At 70.9% G+C, this 15,508-nt stretch carries 16 protein-coding genes and 1 riboswitch; of the genes, 9 read left to right on the top strand and 7 right to left on the bottom strand.

All coding sequences use genetic code 11. The annotated features are described in order from the left end of the window. The first annotated feature begins 33 nt into the window (after nt 1-33). Entirely contained in the window at nt 34-354 is a 321-nt protein-coding gene (locus IF46_RS0121220; protein WP_157563277.1) for an SH3 domain-containing protein, read from the top strand. Between the two features lie 54 nt (nt 355-408). On the opposite strand, the gene IF46_RS0121215 is transcribed toward IF46_RS0121220, so the two are convergent. Further along, nucleotides 409-1,242: an NUDIX hydrolase gene (locus IF46_RS0121215; RefSeq protein ID WP_030490100.1), complete on the bottom strand. Its 834-nt coding sequence runs from the start codon at nt 1,240-1,242 to the stop codon at nt 409-411. Nucleotides 1,243-2,088: 846 nt separating this feature from the next. On the opposite strand from IF46_RS0121215, the gene IF46_RS0121210 reads away from it, so the two are divergent. The 4 genes from IF46_RS0121210 to IF46_RS0121195 all read left to right on the top strand — a co-directional run bounded on the left by IF46_RS0121210 (nt 2,089) and on the right by IF46_RS0121195 (nt 4,789). Next, nucleotides 2,089-2,835: a helix-turn-helix domain-containing protein gene (locus IF46_RS0121210; RefSeq protein ID WP_030490099.1), complete on the top strand. Its 747-nt coding sequence runs from the start codon at nt 2,089-2,091 to the stop codon at nt 2,833-2,835. Next, the gene (locus IF46_RS0121205) at nt 2,823-3,017 is read left to right on the top strand and encodes a DUF397 domain-containing protein (protein ID WP_030490098.1); all 195 of its coding nucleotides are present in this window, start codon (nt 2,823-2,825) and stop codon (nt 3,015-3,017) included. The genes IF46_RS0121210 and IF46_RS0121205 overlap by 13 nt, the downstream gene beginning before the upstream one ends. A gap of 128 nt (nt 3,018-3,145) precedes the next feature. Beyond that, on the top strand, nt 3,146-3,634 hold the full coding sequence (locus IF46_RS0121200; protein ID WP_157563274.1) for a hypothetical protein: 489 nt from the start codon (nt 3,146-3,148) through the stop codon (nt 3,632-3,634). A gap of 186 nt (nt 3,635-3,820) precedes the next feature. Further along, nucleotides 3,821-4,789: a Gfo/Idh/MocA family protein gene (locus tag IF46_RS0121195; RefSeq protein ID WP_030490096.1), complete on the top strand. Its 969-nt coding sequence runs from the start codon at nt 3,821-3,823 to the stop codon at nt 4,787-4,789. Nucleotides 4,790-4,846: 57 nt separating this feature from the next. Here the strand turns inward: IF46_RS0121195 and IF46_RS0121190 are convergent, their stop codons facing one another. From IF46_RS0121190 to IF46_RS0121175, 4 genes are all read right to left on the bottom strand, one after another. Next, complete coding sequence (locus IF46_RS0121190) at nt 4,847-5,860, bottom strand: inorganic phosphate transporter (RefSeq protein ID WP_030490095.1); 1,014 nt, start codon at nt 5,858-5,860, stop codon at nt 4,847-4,849. Between the two features lie 4 nt (nt 5,861-5,864). After that, on the bottom strand, nt 5,865-6,491 hold the full coding sequence (locus IF46_RS0121185) for a DUF47 domain-containing protein (protein WP_030327784.1): 627 nt from the start codon (nt 6,489-6,491) through the stop codon (nt 5,865-5,867). A gap of 128 nt (nt 6,492-6,619) precedes the next feature. Continuing rightward, nucleotides 6,620-7,561, bottom strand: a complete 942-nt coding sequence (locus tag IF46_RS0121180; protein WP_030490094.1) for a PPK2 family polyphosphate kinase — start codon at nt 7,559-7,561, stop codon at nt 6,620-6,622. 52 nt (nt 7,562-7,613) lie between these two features. Next, nucleotides 7,614-8,120 carry a DUF402 domain-containing protein gene (locus tag IF46_RS0121175; protein ID WP_030490093.1) on the bottom strand — a complete coding sequence of 169 codons (507 nt, stop codon included), beginning with the start codon at nt 8,118-8,120 and terminating at the stop codon, nt 7,614-7,616. 103 nt (nt 8,121-8,223) lie between these two features. Between IF46_RS0121175 and IF46_RS0121170 the strand changes: the two genes are divergently transcribed. Continuing rightward, on the top strand, nt 8,224-10,428 hold the full coding sequence (locus tag IF46_RS0121170; protein WP_030490092.1) for an ATP-dependent DNA helicase: 2,205 nt from the start codon (nt 8,224-8,226) through the stop codon (nt 10,426-10,428). Nucleotides 10,429-10,452: 24 nt separating this feature from the next. Here IF46_RS0121170 and IF46_RS0121165 read toward each other — a convergent pair whose 3' ends face one another. Beyond that, nucleotides 10,453-11,781 (bottom strand): AI-2E family transporter, encoded by a 1,329-nt coding sequence (locus tag IF46_RS0121165; RefSeq protein ID WP_051724052.1) that lies wholly within the window; start codon nt 11,779-11,781, stop codon nt 10,453-10,455. Between the two features lie 154 nt (nt 11,782-11,935). On the opposite strand from IF46_RS0121165, the gene IF46_RS0121160 reads away from it, so the two are divergent. Both IF46_RS0121160 and IF46_RS34845 read left to right on the top strand, forming a co-directional pair. Beyond that, entirely contained in the window at nt 11,936-12,274 is a 339-nt protein-coding gene (locus IF46_RS0121160) for a GroES family chaperonin (RefSeq protein WP_030490090.1), read from the top strand. A gap of 93 nt (nt 12,275-12,367) precedes the next feature. Continuing rightward, nucleotides 12,368-12,535, top strand: coding sequence for a hypothetical protein (locus tag IF46_RS34845; protein WP_198041491.1), 168 nt, complete (start codon nt 12,368-12,370; stop codon nt 12,533-12,535). Between the two features lie 19 nt (nt 12,536-12,554). Here IF46_RS34845 and IF46_RS0121150 read toward each other — a convergent pair whose 3' ends face one another. Continuing rightward, nucleotides 12,555-14,045, bottom strand: coding sequence for a PrsW family intramembrane metalloprotease (locus tag IF46_RS0121150; protein WP_030490089.1), 1,491 nt, complete (start codon nt 14,043-14,045; stop codon nt 12,555-12,557). A 23-nt stretch (nt 14,046-14,068) separates the two neighbouring features. Then, a riboswitch (SAM riboswitch) is annotated at nt 14,069-14,189 on the top strand. Nucleotides 14,190-14,235: 46 nt separating this feature from the next. Here IF46_RS0121150 and IF46_RS0121145 point away from each other — a divergent pair. Continuing rightward, complete coding sequence (locus tag IF46_RS0121145) at nt 14,236-15,504, top strand: aminotransferase class V-fold PLP-dependent enzyme (protein ID WP_051724051.1); 1,269 nt, start codon at nt 14,236-14,238, stop codon at nt 15,502-15,504. Nucleotides 15,505-15,508: the final 4 nt, after the last annotated feature.

Below are 15,508 nucleotides of genomic sequence, written 5' to 3'. Positions count from 1 at the left end.
ATGCGCAACGCAGTCGAACTGGGGAGGATCCACATGCGTTCAATGAAGGTACGGGCAGCCGTCGGGGCGGTTGCTGCGCTGGCGATGGTGGGGCTGGCAGCATCACCCGCCCAGGCCGCCATTGCGGCAGGAAAGGTGCACAACGCGAACCCCGTTGGGCTCGCAGTCCGCACGTTGCCGGGCTCGGCAGGCGCGGTGATCAAGCGGCTGTACGACGGGACGGTCGTCCAGATCGGCTGCTACGTCAACAGCTCCGGCGTCAAGTGGTACTACCTGAGCGACTACGACGGCTACGCGAGCTCTGCCTACATCACCGTCACGGTCGGTGCGGCAGACGTCTACTGCGACTTCTGAGTCCGCTGGCTGGAGGGCACCAGGAGTGCCCTCCACCCCACCGGTTCTGCTCGTCTACCCAAGGACAAAGCGGGGTTCCCCGTCGGCCGGGAGGTCCAGGCGCGGGGTTACCGGGGTGGCGGCGTCTCGATCGGCCGCCGCGCGAGCCACCCCGGCCAGGTCGCCGGCCGCCGCCACCTGGGCCAGCGTGACCAGGGTCGGTGGCAGCATGGTCAGCTCGCCGGCCTGGGCCCGGGCCAGCGCGTCCGCCGGCCGGATCCACAGGGTGTGGTCGGCCTCGCCGGAGACGTCCCGGGTCCGCTGCCCGGCCGGCAACAGGGCGACGAAGAAGTACGTGTCGAAGCGGCGCGGCTCGAACTCGGGTGTGATCCACCGGCTCCATGGCAGCAGCAGGTCGGACCGGAGGGTGAGCTGACGGTCGGCGAGCAGCGCGGCGAAGCCGAGCCGGCGTCCCTCCAGGTCCTGCCGGGCCGCCTCCCAGTCGTCGCCGCTGACGTCACCCACCACTGTCGTCCGGTCCGGACCGGCCAGCAGCACGCCGGCTTCCTCGAAGACCTCTCGCGCGGCGGCGCAGACCACCGCCTGCGCGGCCTGCGGTGCCACGCCGAGCCGTTGGGCCCACTCGCTCGGCGGCGGGCCGGCCCAGTCCAGGTGCGCCTCCGAGTCGGAGCGGTCCACCCCGCCTCCAGGGAAGGCGTACATCCCGCCGAAGGTCATCGCGGCGACCCGGCGGATGACGTACACCTCGAAGTCGGCGTCGGTCGGACGCAGCAGCAACACGGTGGCCGCGACCCGCGGCGTCGCCGGGGTGCCACCCTCGGCCTGGAACCGGCGGGCGTGCTCGACCAGGGCGGCCGGGGCGGCGAAGCCGTCACTGTCGATCGTCATGCCCGCGAGCCTAGTGTCCGCAGGTGGCGCTACCGGGCGCGCGCCCAGCCCACGAAGCGCTCGAACAGTTCGGCAGGAGGGGCGCTCGGATTCAGCTCGGCGAGATGGCAAGCGGCCTCCGCCTGAAGGATTGAGAGGTAGACGAGCAGGCCCGAGCGGTCGGTCCGGTACTCGCCCAGCAGGCGAAGCTTCGCGGCTGAGCAGGGCCAAGCGATCCCACAAGCCCTGCATCGCCACGTGGGCCGAGCGGGAAGGTGGTCGTGATCGCGGCGGGTCATCGGTCGGCCCTTGCGGTCCTTGCCGAACCCCGGCGGGCGGTTGACGGGCCCGAGGCAGGCGGTGCCGCGACGAGCCAGCGCACGCCCTCACGCAGGACGAACAACTCGCGCTTCGCCAACGCCACGCCCTTGGGGTTCAGCTCGTAACCCTCAATCCACGTCCATCCGTACGGTGGATGCCGATCGGTCAACTCGCGAATGATCCGGACGGTCAGCGGGCGCATGAACTGCGGGCTCGCTGCGCGGGTAAGGCTGACCACGTCCCCGGCCGTGAACTGGAGGCCGGACTCCGGGCCCCAGTGGTGGTCCGGAACGCGGTTCGCCCGCGTGCCCCGCCTTAACCCGCGGAACGGCGGGTCGAGGAGCCGGGTCGGTCGAGCCGGTGGCGATGTAGACGGCTGGTTTATGGGCTTCGGTCGCTCGTTCGGCACGGTCTCCCCCTGTCAGCTTTTTGGCCCCACCGGCTCACGCTGTCCCACGAGGACCACCATCGCTTTCTGAGGCTGGACGGCTACACCCTGTAGCTATAGGTTCTAGAGACGTCAAAGACGTCCTTCGGGAGACGACCATGAATCAGGCGCTACGAGCAGCGATGGCCGACACGGGCGAGACTGTTGAGAGCCTTGCCGAGCAGGTCCGCGTTGATCCGAAGACGGTCGCCCGATGGATTACGCCAGGGCGTGTCCCTCACCCACGCCACCGCGCCGCCGCCGCCAAGGCTCTCGGCCGCGAAGTTGAGGACATTTGGCCGGACGTCTTCAAGCGACGTGAACCGGCGTGGTTGCGCCCATGGGTCGAGACAGAGCTACAGGCGACGTCACTGCGCGCCTTTCAAGTGGCGGTGATCCCCGGTCTACTGCAGACCCCCGAGTACGCCTCGGTGGTGCTGAGCAGCGGATTGCTCGGGCCGGACGAGGTCGCGGACTACGTCGAAACGCGATTGCGCCGGCAGAGAGCCGTCCTCGAAAGGCGCAAACCGCCGCTCTTCGTTGCGGTCATCGATGAGTTCGCCCTTCGCCGCGGAGACCCTGCCGTCATGCACCCGCAAATTGACCATCTGGTCAAGATGGCCCAGCGGCCCAACATCCTCCTGCACGTGCTGCCCTTGGACGCGGGCATCCATCCCGGGCAAGCAGGGCCGTTCGTCATCGCGACGACCGACGATGGCGACGTTGCGTACCTGGACGACCAGGCGGCCGGACGGCTGACAAATGACACCGCCGCGCTCTGGACCATCTGGGATACGCTGCGGTCGGTGGCACTCCCGCGTCGCCACACCATCGACTTCCTGAAGGCAAGAGCATGGCTGACCTGACTGGCGCACAGTGGCGCAAAAGCACGCGCAGCAGCTCCAACGGCGGTGACTGTGTCGAGGTCGCCGACAACCTTCCCGACGTCGTGGCCGTGCGGGACTCGAAGGACCCGACCGGTCCGGCACTCACCTTCGCCCCGAAGACTTGGCGCGCCTTCGTCGCGCAACTCAGCGACCAGGTGTAGCCCGAACGTAGCCGTAGGAAACGCTTGCCTCGTGATCGGCGTGAGCGCTTCATCACGCGCACTTGCTGTTCTTAATTCGACCGTGTGGGCTTGCCGCAAGGGCTCAGCGATTGGTCGAGGGTGGGCTGTTGGAGACAGAGACACATGGCGAAACCGGGCTTGGCTGGGGGGTCGCGTGGTTCTTGTGGAATGGGCCGATCTCGGTGGCAGTCATCTCAATGGCGCAGGTGTTGCTCAGCCTCACGCAAAGTCTCGCATCGGGTGAGACGGTCGACATTCGCTGGCTGGTAGGTGGTGTCCTCCTCGCCGGCCCCTGCTACAGCTCCTTGGCTTGGATGGGTGGCTCAGCGTTGATTGCGGCGGCTTGGGCGACCGGCGCTCGCAACGGCATCCTGGTGCGGCTGCTGGTTGCCGTCGTGTCTGCGTTGCTCGCCATCCCGGCGTTTTCGGAGGATGCCTGGGTCGCGGCCTTCTTCATCTGTTCCGGCCTGGGCCTAGCGGTGAGCCTCCGCCTGCCAACGACTCCTGCTCACCAGAGCCTGTCCACCGGTGTGCCTTCTGTTGGTTGTGACACTCCAGCTCGGCCTCATTTGGCTACCGGGCACGCGCCTAGGTGATGACTCGCTCGGGGTATCCGCCAGGCGAGGGCTTGATCGACTCAAGATCGGCGGAATCGGGGCATCCGGCGGGGATACCGCGACATCGCCGACCTCGTGTTGATCACGCTGCGGGCAGCGCGGACGGCCGGCGAGCGGGCGGGCCGGGCAGCGGGCGGTTCATCTGGCTCGGCTAGCGTTCCGCGCATGACTCGTTGGGGCATCCTGGCCACCGGCCACATCGCCAGCCGTTTCGCCGAAGACCTCCGGCTGGTGCCGGACGCCGAGTTGGTCGCGGTCGGCTCCCGCACCTCGGACAGCGCGCGGCGCTTCGCCGACACGTACGGCGCGAAGCGCGCCTACGGCTCCTGGGCGGAGTTGGCCGCCGACCCGGAGGTGGACGCGATCTACGTGGCGACCCCGCACGCCGCGCACTACGAGGCGGCGATGACCTGCCTGACCGCCGGGCGCGCGGTGCTGTTGGAGAAGCCGTTCACCCTGGACCTGGCCACCAGCACCGAGTTGGTGGAGACGGCTCGCGCCGCCGGGGTCTTCCTGATGGAGGCCATGTGGATGCGCACCAACCCGCTCATCCTGCGCGCAGTCGAGCTGATCGCGCAGGGGGCGATCGGCACGGTGAGCGGCGTCCGGGCCGACTTCGGGGTGGCCGGGCCGTTCCCGCCGGAGCACCGGATGCGCAACCCGGCGCTGGGCGGCGGCGCCCTGCTCGACCTCGGGGTCTACCCGATCAGCCTGGCCCACCTGCTGCTCGGCGTGCCGCAGCACGTCCGGTCCTGGGCGCAGCTCGGTCCGGAGGGTACGGACGAGAACACCGGCATCCTGTTCGGCTACGACAGCGGCGCGCTGGCGACCCTGAGCTGCGGCATGGTCGGGGCGACGAACCTGTCCGCCTCGATCACCGGCAGCACCGGTCGGATCGATTTGCCGGAGCCGTTCTTCCGGCCGGGTTCGCTGACCCTGCACCGGGCCGGCGCGGAGCCGGAGACGATCACCGCGGACGAGGCCGGCAACGGCTACCAGTACGAGGCGATCGAGGTGCAGCGCTGCCTGGCCGCCGGGCTGCTCGAGAGCCCGCTGGTGCCGCACGCCACGACCCTTGAGGTGATGACCCTGCTGGACACGGTCCGCGAGCAGATCGGCGTGCGCTACGTCTGAATAGGGCAAGGGCCCCCTGCCACGGCGAGACCGTGACCGGGGGCCCTTCTGCGAAACTCAGCCGAAGAGCGGCCGGACCAGCAGGTACATAATGCAGGCGATCAGTGCGGCGGCCGGGAACGTGATGATCCAGGCGAGCACGATGTTGCCGGCGACGTTCCAGCGGACCGCGGAGAGTCGCTTGGTCGCGCCGACGCCCATGATCGCCGAGGTGATGGTGTGGGTGGTGGAGATCGGCGCCTTCAGCACCAGGGCGTTGAAGTAGAGCACCGCGCTGGCGACGGTCTCGGCAGCGAAGCCCTCCGGCGGCCCCAGGTCGATGATCTTGCGACCGAGGGTACGGATGATCCGCCAACCGCCGGCGTACGTGCCGAGTGCCAGCATCGTCGCCGAGGTCCAGAACACCCACCCCGGGATGTGCGTCTTGCTCTCCTGGAAGCCACCGGTGTAGAGCGCCAGCACCACGATGCCCATGGTCTTGGCGGCGTCCTGCATGCCGTGACCGACCGACATGGCGGCGGCCGAGGCGGTCTGCGCCCAGCGGAAGCCCCGGTTGAGCTTGCCCGGCTGGCCCTTCCGGAACAGCCAGAGGATGGCAAGCATCAGCAGGTAACCGAGGGTGAGGCCGACGATCGGCGACAGCACCATCGGCAACAGCACCTTCTCGCCGATGTTGCCCCACTGCACCAGGCCGCCGGTGGAGAGCAGGGTCGCGCCGACCAGGCCGCCGAAGAGCGCGTGTGAGGACGACGAGGGCAGACCGAAGTACCAGGTGATCAGGTTCCAGGCGATCGCCCCGAGCACTCCGGCGAAGACCACGCCGAGGCTGCTCACCCCGGTGGGGAGGGTGACCAGGCCATCGCCGACGGTCTTGGCCACGCCGGCGCCGAAGTGGGCGCCGACGAAGTTGCCGACCGCGGCGAGCCCGAGAGCGATCCGGGGGGTCAACGCCCGGGTGGAGACACTTGTCGCGATCGCGTTGGCGGCGTCGTGGAAGCCGTTGGTGTAGTCGAACGCCAGGGCTACCCCGATCACCGCCAGCACGGCGATGAGTTCGGGTGTGAAGGTCACCGGCTCAGGACTCCTTGACGGCGATGGTCTCGACTGTGTTGGCCACGTGCTCGAAGGCGTCGCAGGCGGCCTCCAGCTCGTCGGCGACCTCCTTCATCTTCAGCACCGTCAACGCGTCGTACTCACCGGAGAAGAGGCGGACGAGCAGCTGCCGGTTGATCCGGTCACCCTCGTTCTCCAGCCGGTTGCACTCGATCCAGTAGTCCTCAAGATCCTTCATCGACTTCAGCCGGGGCATCGCGTCGGCGGTCAGCTTGGCCTGCTGGTCGAGCACGTTCACCATCTCGTGCAGCTCGCGCGGCAGCGCCGGAAGCTCGGTCAGCCCGTACAGGTAGAGCAGGTCGCCGACCGCTTCCAGGTGGTCCATGACGTCGTCCAGCAGCGAGCCGAGCCGGTAGATGTCCTCCCGGTCGAACGGCGTGATGAAGGTAGAGTTGATCTTCTTGTACAGCTCGTGGGTGATCTGGTCGCTGTCGTGCTCGACCTCGGTCAACCGCTCACTGACGGACTGCACGTCCACACCGGGCAGGGCCAGCTCGTTGAGCAGTGCGGTGCCCCGGACCAGGTTCTGCGCGGCCCTGGTGAAGAGCTCGTAGAAGGCGCCCTCGGTGGGGCGGAAGGAAAACTTCACAGCACAGACCTCGTCGCGTCGGTGGAAGGGTGGCGGCGCCCGATGAGCGTCCGCTCGGTGAATGCTAGGAAACGGCAGAACCATGAATTCGCCGGCCCACCCCTGGCCAGGCGCCATTCACCGCTCGTTCACCTGCCGTTCATCTCGGCGATCCCGCCCACAGCCGCTCCCCCAGCCAGCAGGCGCTTTCGCTCCCGCGCCACGTCGAAATCGGCAGCCGGATACCCCAGATCAAGCGTGTCGAACGTCTCACGCAGCAGGTGGGCCACCGCCCAGTCCCGGTACCACTTGCGGTCCGCCGGCACCACGAACCACGGCGCGGCGTCCGTGCCGCACCGGCTGAGGGCCTCGGTGTACGCGGCCTGGTAGTCGTCCCAGTGCGCCCGCGAATCGAGGTCGGAGGGGTTGTACTTCCAGTGCTTGCGCGGGTCGGTGAGCCGGTCCAGCAGGCGCTGGCCCTGCTCGGCGTACGAGATGTGCAGCATCACCTTGACCAGGGTCACCCCGCCCTCGGTCAGCTCCCGCTCGAACGAGTTGATCTCGTCATAGCGGGCTCGCCAGGTCGTCTCGGGCACGAGCGAGCCGACCCGGGCGATCAACACGTCCTCGTAGTGCGAACGGTTGAACATCCCCACGTACCCCGGCGGCGGCAGCTCCCGGCGAATCCGCCAGAGGAAGTCGTGCCGTAACTCCTGCCGGGTCGGCGGCCCGAACGAGCGGATGTGCAGGCCCAGCGGGTTCATCGCGCCGGCCACCCGCTTGATCGTGCCGTCCTTGCCACCGCAGTCCATCGCCTGGAGCACCAGCAGCACCCGGTGCGCCGGCCGGTCCGACCCGGTCTTGGCCATCGCGAAGAGCATCTCCTGCTGCCGGCCCAACTCGTCGCCGACCAACTCCACCTGCTCCCGCGCCCAGGTCTTACGGCGCTCGCCACGGCCTGCCGGCGCCGGCAGGCCGGGCATGGACCGCGGATCGATCGCGCCGAGATCCACCGGCGCGGTGACCTGCAGCAACTCCCGCACGGAGCCGCCGTCCGGGGCCACGATCCGCACTTGCTGGGGTGCGCTCATCAACGGATCATCGCCCACCCACCGCCAATCCGCCCGCCGAGAGCCTGCGGCGTCAGACCACCAGGGCCAACCATTTGCGGTACGCGGTGGCGAACGGCTCGGTGCCGTCGCCGAGGGCCCCGAACAGCCGTTGGGCCGTGGCCTCGGCCTCGGCAACCACCTCGTCCGGATAGCCGAACCGAGCCCGGTGCTCGGCGAACTCATCCTCGTCGAGCAGCTCCACCAGCCCGGTGGCCCGACGCCGCACGACGTCCAGGTCCAGGTCGATCAGGTGGACGGTGTCGTCGGACTCCCAGCGCGCCGGGGTGGTGATGTCGCAGTAGACCTCGCTGGTGCGCGGCGGTGGGTTGAACATTGCCGTCCACCACGCCCGATGCGGCACCAGCAGCACGAACGGGATCTTCTCCACCGAGGGCCGGCCGTGGTAGACCGACTCGGTGCCCTCGGGCACGCCGAGCCAGATGCCGAGATCGTCCTCGGTGAGACGGCGGGCCGGGTAGTCGCGGTGGGCGCTGCCGTCGTACTTGCGGTAGATCACTCGGACCATGTCGCTCGGCATGATTCGCACCCTAACCGATGCCGCCCACACGTCGTAGTGCGGCCGTAACCGGACGGTGTCGGCCGCAACCGCCCGGCCGGGCCGACATCGCGCCACGCGGCGGATGGGCGCGCTCGGTGTCGGCGGCGCCGGGTACCGTCGCACGGTGACTCCGCCCCGCACCGCCACCGGTTCCGCTACCCCGTCGGCCCGTGCCAAGGGTCGGCGGCGGGGTGCCCGGCCCAGCGGCACGGAGCTGCTGGCAGCGGCGGTCGGCGCGGTGCCCGGCGGCGCGGAACGCCCCGGCCAGCTGCAGATGACCACGGCGATCGAGGAGTGCGTGGCCGGCGGCGAGCACCTGCTCGTGCAGGCCGGCACCGGCACCGGCAAGTCGCTGGCCTACCTCGCGCCGGCGCTCACCGTGGACGGCCCGGTGGTGGTCTCCACCGCCACCCTGGCGTTGCAGTCCCAGCTGGTCGACCACGACCTGCCCCGGCTCGCCGACGCGGTCGAGCCGGTGCTCGGCCGCCGGCCCACGTTCGCCGTGCTCAAGGGCCGCCACCACTACCTCTGCCTGGCTCGCCTGGACAACTCCACCGAGGAGGAGCCGGAGGACACTCTCTTCGACGCCCCCGCGGCCCGCCCCGGCGGCGGGACGAAGTGGCTCGGTGAGGCGGGCCGGTTGGGCAAGCAGGTCGAACGGCTGCGCGACTGGGCCGAGAAGACCGCCACCGGCGACCGGGACGAACTGGACCCGGGCGTCGACGACCAGGCCTGGCGGCTGGTGTCGATGCCGGCTCGGGAGTGCGTCGGCGCGACCCGTTGCCCGTTCGGGCAGGAGTGCTTCGCCGAGGCGTCGCGGGCCCGCGCCCGGGAGGCCGACATCGTGGTGACAAACCACAGCCTGCTCGCGGTCGACATGCTCGCCGACCGGCACATCGTGCCGCCGCACAAGCTGCTCATCGTCGATGAGGCGCACGAGCTGGCCGACCGGGTCTCCTCGGCGGCTCAGGCGGAGCTGGTGCCGGAGCTGATCGACCGGACCACCCGGCGGGCCCGAACGCTGCTGCGGCCGGAGACCGCCGAGGCTCTCACCGCCGCCGGCGACGCCCTCGCGGTCGGGCTGGCCGAGGCGCCGGCCGGGCGGATCACCGCCGGGTTGCCGACCCCGTTGCGGGAGGCGTGCACGCTGCTCGACGCGGCGACCCGCACCGCCCTGGACGCGATCGGCGACGTCAAGTCCGATGACCCCGACCCGGTCCGCAAGCAGCAGGCCAAGGCCGCACTTGACGAGCTCTCCACCACCGCTCAGCGGCTGCTGGAGGAGGCCGACCACGACGTGGCCTGGGTGGAGAAGAACGACAGCGGCAGCCGCCGGGCGCTTGTGGTCGCGCCGCTGTCGGTGGCCGGCACCCTCGCCACCCACCTGTACGACGAACGCACCGTCGTCGCCACCTCGGCGACCCTGGCGCTGGGCGGCCGATTCGACACGGTCGCCCGGGCCCTCGGGCTGGACGCGCCACCGCCCGCCCCGCCGACCCCCGCCGCCGCCGCGCTGGCGGCCCGCACCGGGCCGGGCCGTCCGGCCGCCGAGATTCCGGGCCGTCGCCTCGCTGGCGACGTCACCCCGAACGCCGTCGTACCAGCCACCGAGGGCCCCGGGTGGCGGTCACTCGACGTCGGTTCGCCGTTCGACTACGCCCGCCAGGGCATCCTGTACGTCGCCGCGCACCTCCCCCGCCCCAGCGTCTCCGGGCTACCCGAGGCTGCCGGAGAGGAGCTGCTCGGGCTGGTCGAGGCGCTCGGTGGTCGTACTCTCGGGCTCTTCTCCTCCCGGCGGGCCGCGCAGCAGGCCGCGGAGCTGGTGCGCGCACGGACCGACCTGCCGGTGTTGCTTCAGGGCGAGGAGGCGCTGCCGCTGCTGGTCCGTCGCTTCCGCGAGGAGCGCGCCAGCTGCCTGTTCGGGGTGATGTCGCTCTGGCAGGGGGTGGATGTGCCGGGTGACGCCTGCCAGCTCGTCGTCATCGACCGGCTGCCCTTCCCCCGCCCGGACGAGCCGCTGGCGGCTGCCCGCGCGGCTGCCGTGGACGCCGGTGGCGGTTCCGGCTTCTCGGCGGTGAGCGTGCCGATCGCGGCGGTGCGGCTGGCGCAGGGCGTGGGCCGACTGATCCGCGCGACCGGCGACCGGGGCGTGGTCGCGGTGCTCGACTCCCGGCTGGAGACGGCCCGAGGCTACGGGCCGTTCCTGCGCCGTTCGCTGCCACCGTTCTGGTACACGACCCGCCCCGAAGTAGCCCGAGGCGCCCTGAAACGCCTCGCCACCTCCTGACACACCTCTCGGCGTCCCGCGGGTCTAGGGGGCCTGGGAGGCGACTACTACGGCGTCGGGTGGGGTGTCGGGGACCCTGCGGGCGGCGAGCCTGCGGACCGCAGTGTTCAGCACCGCGATGAGCGGCACGGAGACCAGCGCGCCGGTGATGCCAGCGAGTACGACACCTGCGGCGATGCCGATGATCACCGCGAGCGGGTGCAGAGCGACCGCCCGTCCCATGATCAGCGGTTGGAGGATGTGGCCCTCCACCTGCTGAACGCCGATCACCACACCGAGAATGATCAGCGCGGTGACCGGGCCGCTGTCGACGAGTGCCACCAGCACCGCCACGCCACCGGAGAGCGCCGCACCGACGATCGGGATGAACGCGCCGAGGAAGACCAGCGCGGCCAGCGGGAAGGCGAACGGGATGTCGAAGATGACCAGGAAGATGCCGATCCCGACCGCGTCGATGAAGGCGACAAGCACTGTCGCGCGGACGTAGGCGCCGAGCGTGTGCCAGGAGGCCCGGCCGGCGTCGTCGACCTTCCACCGGGCGGCGACCGGCAGCAGCCGGACCAGGAAGCGCCAGATCCGGTTGCCGTCGCGCAGGAAGAAGAACGTCGCGAAGAGCACCAGCAACGTGCCGGTGAGCACCTCGGCCAGCGTGGCGGCGGTGCTCAGCGCGCCGCTGGTGAACTTCGAGGTGTTGTCGTTGATCCAGGCCTGCGCCTCGTCGATGTAGCGGTCGAGCTGGGTGTCGGAGAGGTGCAGCGGGCCCGTCTTCAGCCAGTTCTGGATCTGCCGGACACCCTCCGACGACTTCTCGCTCAACTCCGGTACGCCGCGGATGAACTCGTTGACCACAAGCGTCAGCGTGCCGATTACCGCTGCCAGACCGCCGACCAGCACCACCGCCGTCGCCATCGAGCGAGGCAGTCGAATCCGCAGCAGCCAACCCACCGCCGGCGCGAGCAGCGCGGAGAGCAGCAGCGCGATGGCCAGCGGAATGATCACGATCTTGATCGTGCCGACGATCCTGAGCAGCGCCCAGGCCACCACACCGATCACGATCAGTCGCCAGCACCACGCGGCGGCGATCCGCAGCCCGTGCGGCACGTCGGCGTCGTCTCGACTGGAGGTGGAGCTGTGCAGGTTCACCGGAGGTTCCGCGCCGTGGACCGTGGCGCTCGGCGGCGCGGTCGGCCCCGGCACGGCCGGTGACGCCACCCGGGCCGCCTCCGACGCGTCGGTCAACGCGTCGTTCAACGCGTCACTCGGCGTGCCCTCGTCGGCGCGCGCCGACTCCTGTCGTGACTGGTAGGCGCGGCGAAGCCGCCCGCGTACCCGCTCGAAGCGGCTCAAGCGCACCTCCTGGCAGTGAAACCCGGCCCACCAACGGTGACAGGTCGGACAGCATACGTCCGTTCCCGACACCGTAGGGCAGTTCAGCCACACAATGCCCCGGCCACCTCCGGCGTAACCACCGGCGGGCCGCCGTCGGCCACACGGTAGCGTCTGCGGCGTGACCGTCGACAACGATCTCGACGCCGGCCTGCCGATCCGCCTGCTGCACGACCGCGTGCTGGTGCGCATGGAGGGCAGCGAGGGCGAACGCCGCTCCACCGCTGGCATCGTCATTCCGGCGACCGCCGCGGTCGGCAAGCGCCTCGCCTGGGCCACCGCGGTAGGGGTGGGGCCGAACGTCCGCGCCATCGTCTCCGGCGATCGGGTGCTCTTCGACCCGGACGAGCGCTCCGAGGTCGAGCTGCACGGCCGCGGTTACGTGCTGTTGCGAGAGCGGGACGTGCACGCCGTGGCCGCCGAGCGGATCGAGAACGACTCGACCGGCCTCTACCTCTGACGCGTCTCCCCCGGCCACCAGGCCCCGCCGCGCACCGTTTGCCCGGCCGCACGACGGGAAGCCATCCGGCGACCGTGGCCCTGGGGAGGGACGATGCCGGTATTCGTGAAGAAACTGTTGACCTGGGGCAGTGTCGCGTTCCTGATCTACTTCGTGGCCTTCCGGCCGGACGGTGCCGCACAGATGTTCCGGGCGATCGGGGCCGCGCTGATCGCGATGTTCCAGGGCTTCGGTGACTTCCTCACCTCGCTGATCAGCTAGGCCGCCGGGCCACCAGCTCTCAGCGGTGCGTCGGCGGCCAGGGCGGCGCCGACCGTGGGCCGGGCCAGCCGGGCGGGGCGTACCCCATCGGAGCCGGAGCGGCAGCCAGCACCACCGGGATCGGCACCACCGGCTCGTCCGGCGCGTCCACCGGGCGCTGCGTACCGTCCGGGAAGCGCAGGAGATAGCGGCTGCCGTCCCAGACCCCTGCCGGGGCCTGCGGGTCCCGACCGACGAAGAACGACCGGTACGTGCTGATCGCGTCCAGCAACTCCCGCTCCTCACGCGCGGTCCGCTCCTGGTCGGCGGGTTTGCGGTCCAGGCCGCGCAGCGCCCCGTCGCGCAGCAGGGCCAGTCGGGTGGCGGCGGACTGGTAGCCGCGCATCGCCCGGACCCCGGCGTCGCCGGCCACCCGCCGGGCCCAACTGCGGGCGGCGTGCCGCCGGCCGAGGCTGCTCAACGCGGCCACCTCGGGTGGGCTGAGCCAGCCGGCGCGTACGTAGTCCGGCAGGACCCGCTCGGTGAGCCGCCCCTCCCAGGCGCGCAGCCACAACGCCAGCCCCACGGTGCCGAAGAAGACCGGCACCATCAGGCCCAGGAAGCCGTACAGCATGATCATGGCCTCGCCGGTGGCCTGGGTCAGCGTCGGCAGCAGGTTCCAGGTGCCGTGCAGCATCATCGCCAGCAGCAGGCCGGCGATCGGGGCGAGCACCCGGATGCGCCGGTCGGCCGTGCGGGAGGCGATGCCCAACCCCACACCGGTCATCGAGGTAAAGAGCGGATGGGCGAACCCGAACAGGAGGATCCGCAGGATGAAGATCGCGATGACCTGCTGGATGCCGGTGGCCGGGCCGTACCGGTCAGCGCCGGACGCGTAGCCCAACCCGCCCAGGTAGAGGATGTTCTCCACCATCGCGAAGCCGACCGCGGCGAGGCCGCAGTAGACCAGGCCGTCGGTGATGCCGGACCACTCACGGCGGCGGAACACCAGCAGCAGGATCGGGCCCAGCGCCTTGGTCAGCTCCTCGATGAACGGCGCCACCAGCACCCCGGTGAGCGCGGACGGAAGGCCCCAGTCCTCGAAACGGTTGGCGGCGAAGTCGTTCACCGTGAGCGAGGCGGCAGTGGAGACGAACGCCCCCCAGGCGAAGCAGAAGATCAGATATTTCAGCGGCTCGGGTTCGTATCGGTCCAGCCAGAGGAAGCAGGCGACCAGTACCGGCACCGGCAGGATGGCGGCGATCACCCCGATCAGCAGGGCCTGCGCGCCGAGCGACTGGCCGAGCGTGAAGACCATGAACACCGCGCACGCCGCGATGAGCAGCACCACCCCGGCCAACACCAGAAAGCGCCGCCAGCCCAGTCGGCGCAGCGGCATCCGGGGCTGCTCGCCCACCGGCGGTGCGGCGGGCGCAGGCGGGGCGGCGGGCGACGGCGGCAGTGGTGAACCGGGCGGGGTGTCGGCCATGCGGTCAGCGTAGCCATCCGCTGCCGGCTGGTTCGGGCGCATCGGTAGCCGCTATGCTGCCGACAGGTCACGAGTGCCAGCGTTCAGCCCCGGCTTGCTGGCCGGCAACCCTCGTCGAGTTCGCGGTGGGGTGCCCCGGGTGATGACCGGGCCCAGCCCGATCGGTGTGCTGGGCAAGCGCGGACCCCGTCCCGATGTCGCACCCGGGGTCCCTGACCCCGGAGGTTCCGGCGTGTCCGTCACTCTCGTTCCCTCGCTGCCCACCCTGCCCGCCGCACCTGCGGCGCCGTCCGCGCCGCTCGACGTCCTCGGCGTGCCCGGCGAGATCAACCTGGACTACGCGGCCAGTGCGCCGTGCGCGCGGGCCGCCGCCGACGCGGTGGCCGAGCTGCTGCCCTGGTACGCCAGCGTGCATCGCGGGGCGGGGGCGCTGTCGCGGCGCTGCACCCTCGCGTACGAGCAGGCCCGGCAGACGATCGGTGACTTCTTCGGCGCTCGCGCCGACGATCACGTGATCTTCACCCGCAACACGACCGACGCGCTCAACCTGCTGGCGCGGGCCGTGCCGGCCGGCACCACTGTGGTCACGTTCGCCGGCGAGCACCACGCCAACCTGCTGCCCTGGCCGCGCGGGTCGGTACGGCTGCCGGTGCCCACCGACCCAGACGGGGCGGTACGCGACCTGGCCGCCGCCCTCGCCGAGCTGCGCCGGGGCAGCAGCCCGGCGCTGCCGGTGCTGGTGGCGGTCACCGGTGCGAGCAACGTGACAGGTGAGCGGTGGCCGGTGGCCGAACTGGCCCAGGTGGCCCACCGGCACGGTGCCCGAATCGTGCTCGATGCCGCACAGCTCGCCCCGCACGCCCCGGTCGACCTGCTCACGCTCGACGTCGACTACCTGGCCGTGTCCGGCCACAAGCTGTACGCGCCGTTCGGCGCGGGGGTGCTGATCGGCCGGGCGGACTGGCTGGACGCCGCCGGGCCGTACCTGGCCGGGGGTGGGGCCACCAGCCACGTCGGGCCGGCCACGCACGACGTGACCTGGGCGACCGGCCCGGCGCGACACGAGGGCGGCACCCCGAACCTGCTCGGCGCCGTCGCGCTGGCAGCGGTGTGCGCGGCGCTCGGCGACGCGGACCAGGCCGAGCTGGCCGCCCACGAGCAGTCCCTGCTGGCCCGGCTGCGCACCGGCATCGCCGCCCTGCCGCACGTGGTGGAGCTGCGCACCTTCGGCCCGGACTCGCCCCGGGTCGGCATCGTCTCGTTCGTGGTCGCCGGATGGGACTCCACCGACGTGGCCACCCGGCTGGCCGCCGAGCACCACATCGGCGTACGGGATGGGTTGTTCTGCGCCCACCCGCTGGCCCGGCGGCTGCTCAGCGAGGCGGCGGGGCGTACCGGCCGGCGGGATCTGCCGCCCACCGCGCTGCGCGCCAGCCTCGGCCTGGGCAGCACCGCCGACCAGGTGGACCGGCTGCTCGCTGCGCTGGCCGAGCTGGGCTGAGGCC

The sequence above is a fragment of the Micromonospora chokoriensis genome (genome assembly GCF_000718555.1).
In the GTDB taxonomy this organism is placed as follows: Bacteria; Actinomycetota; Actinomycetes; order Mycobacteriales; family Micromonosporaceae; genus Micromonospora; species Micromonospora chokoriensis_B.
The sequence above is the reverse complement of the archived record's forward strand: the minus strand, read 5'-3'. Positions and strand labels throughout refer to the sequence as shown.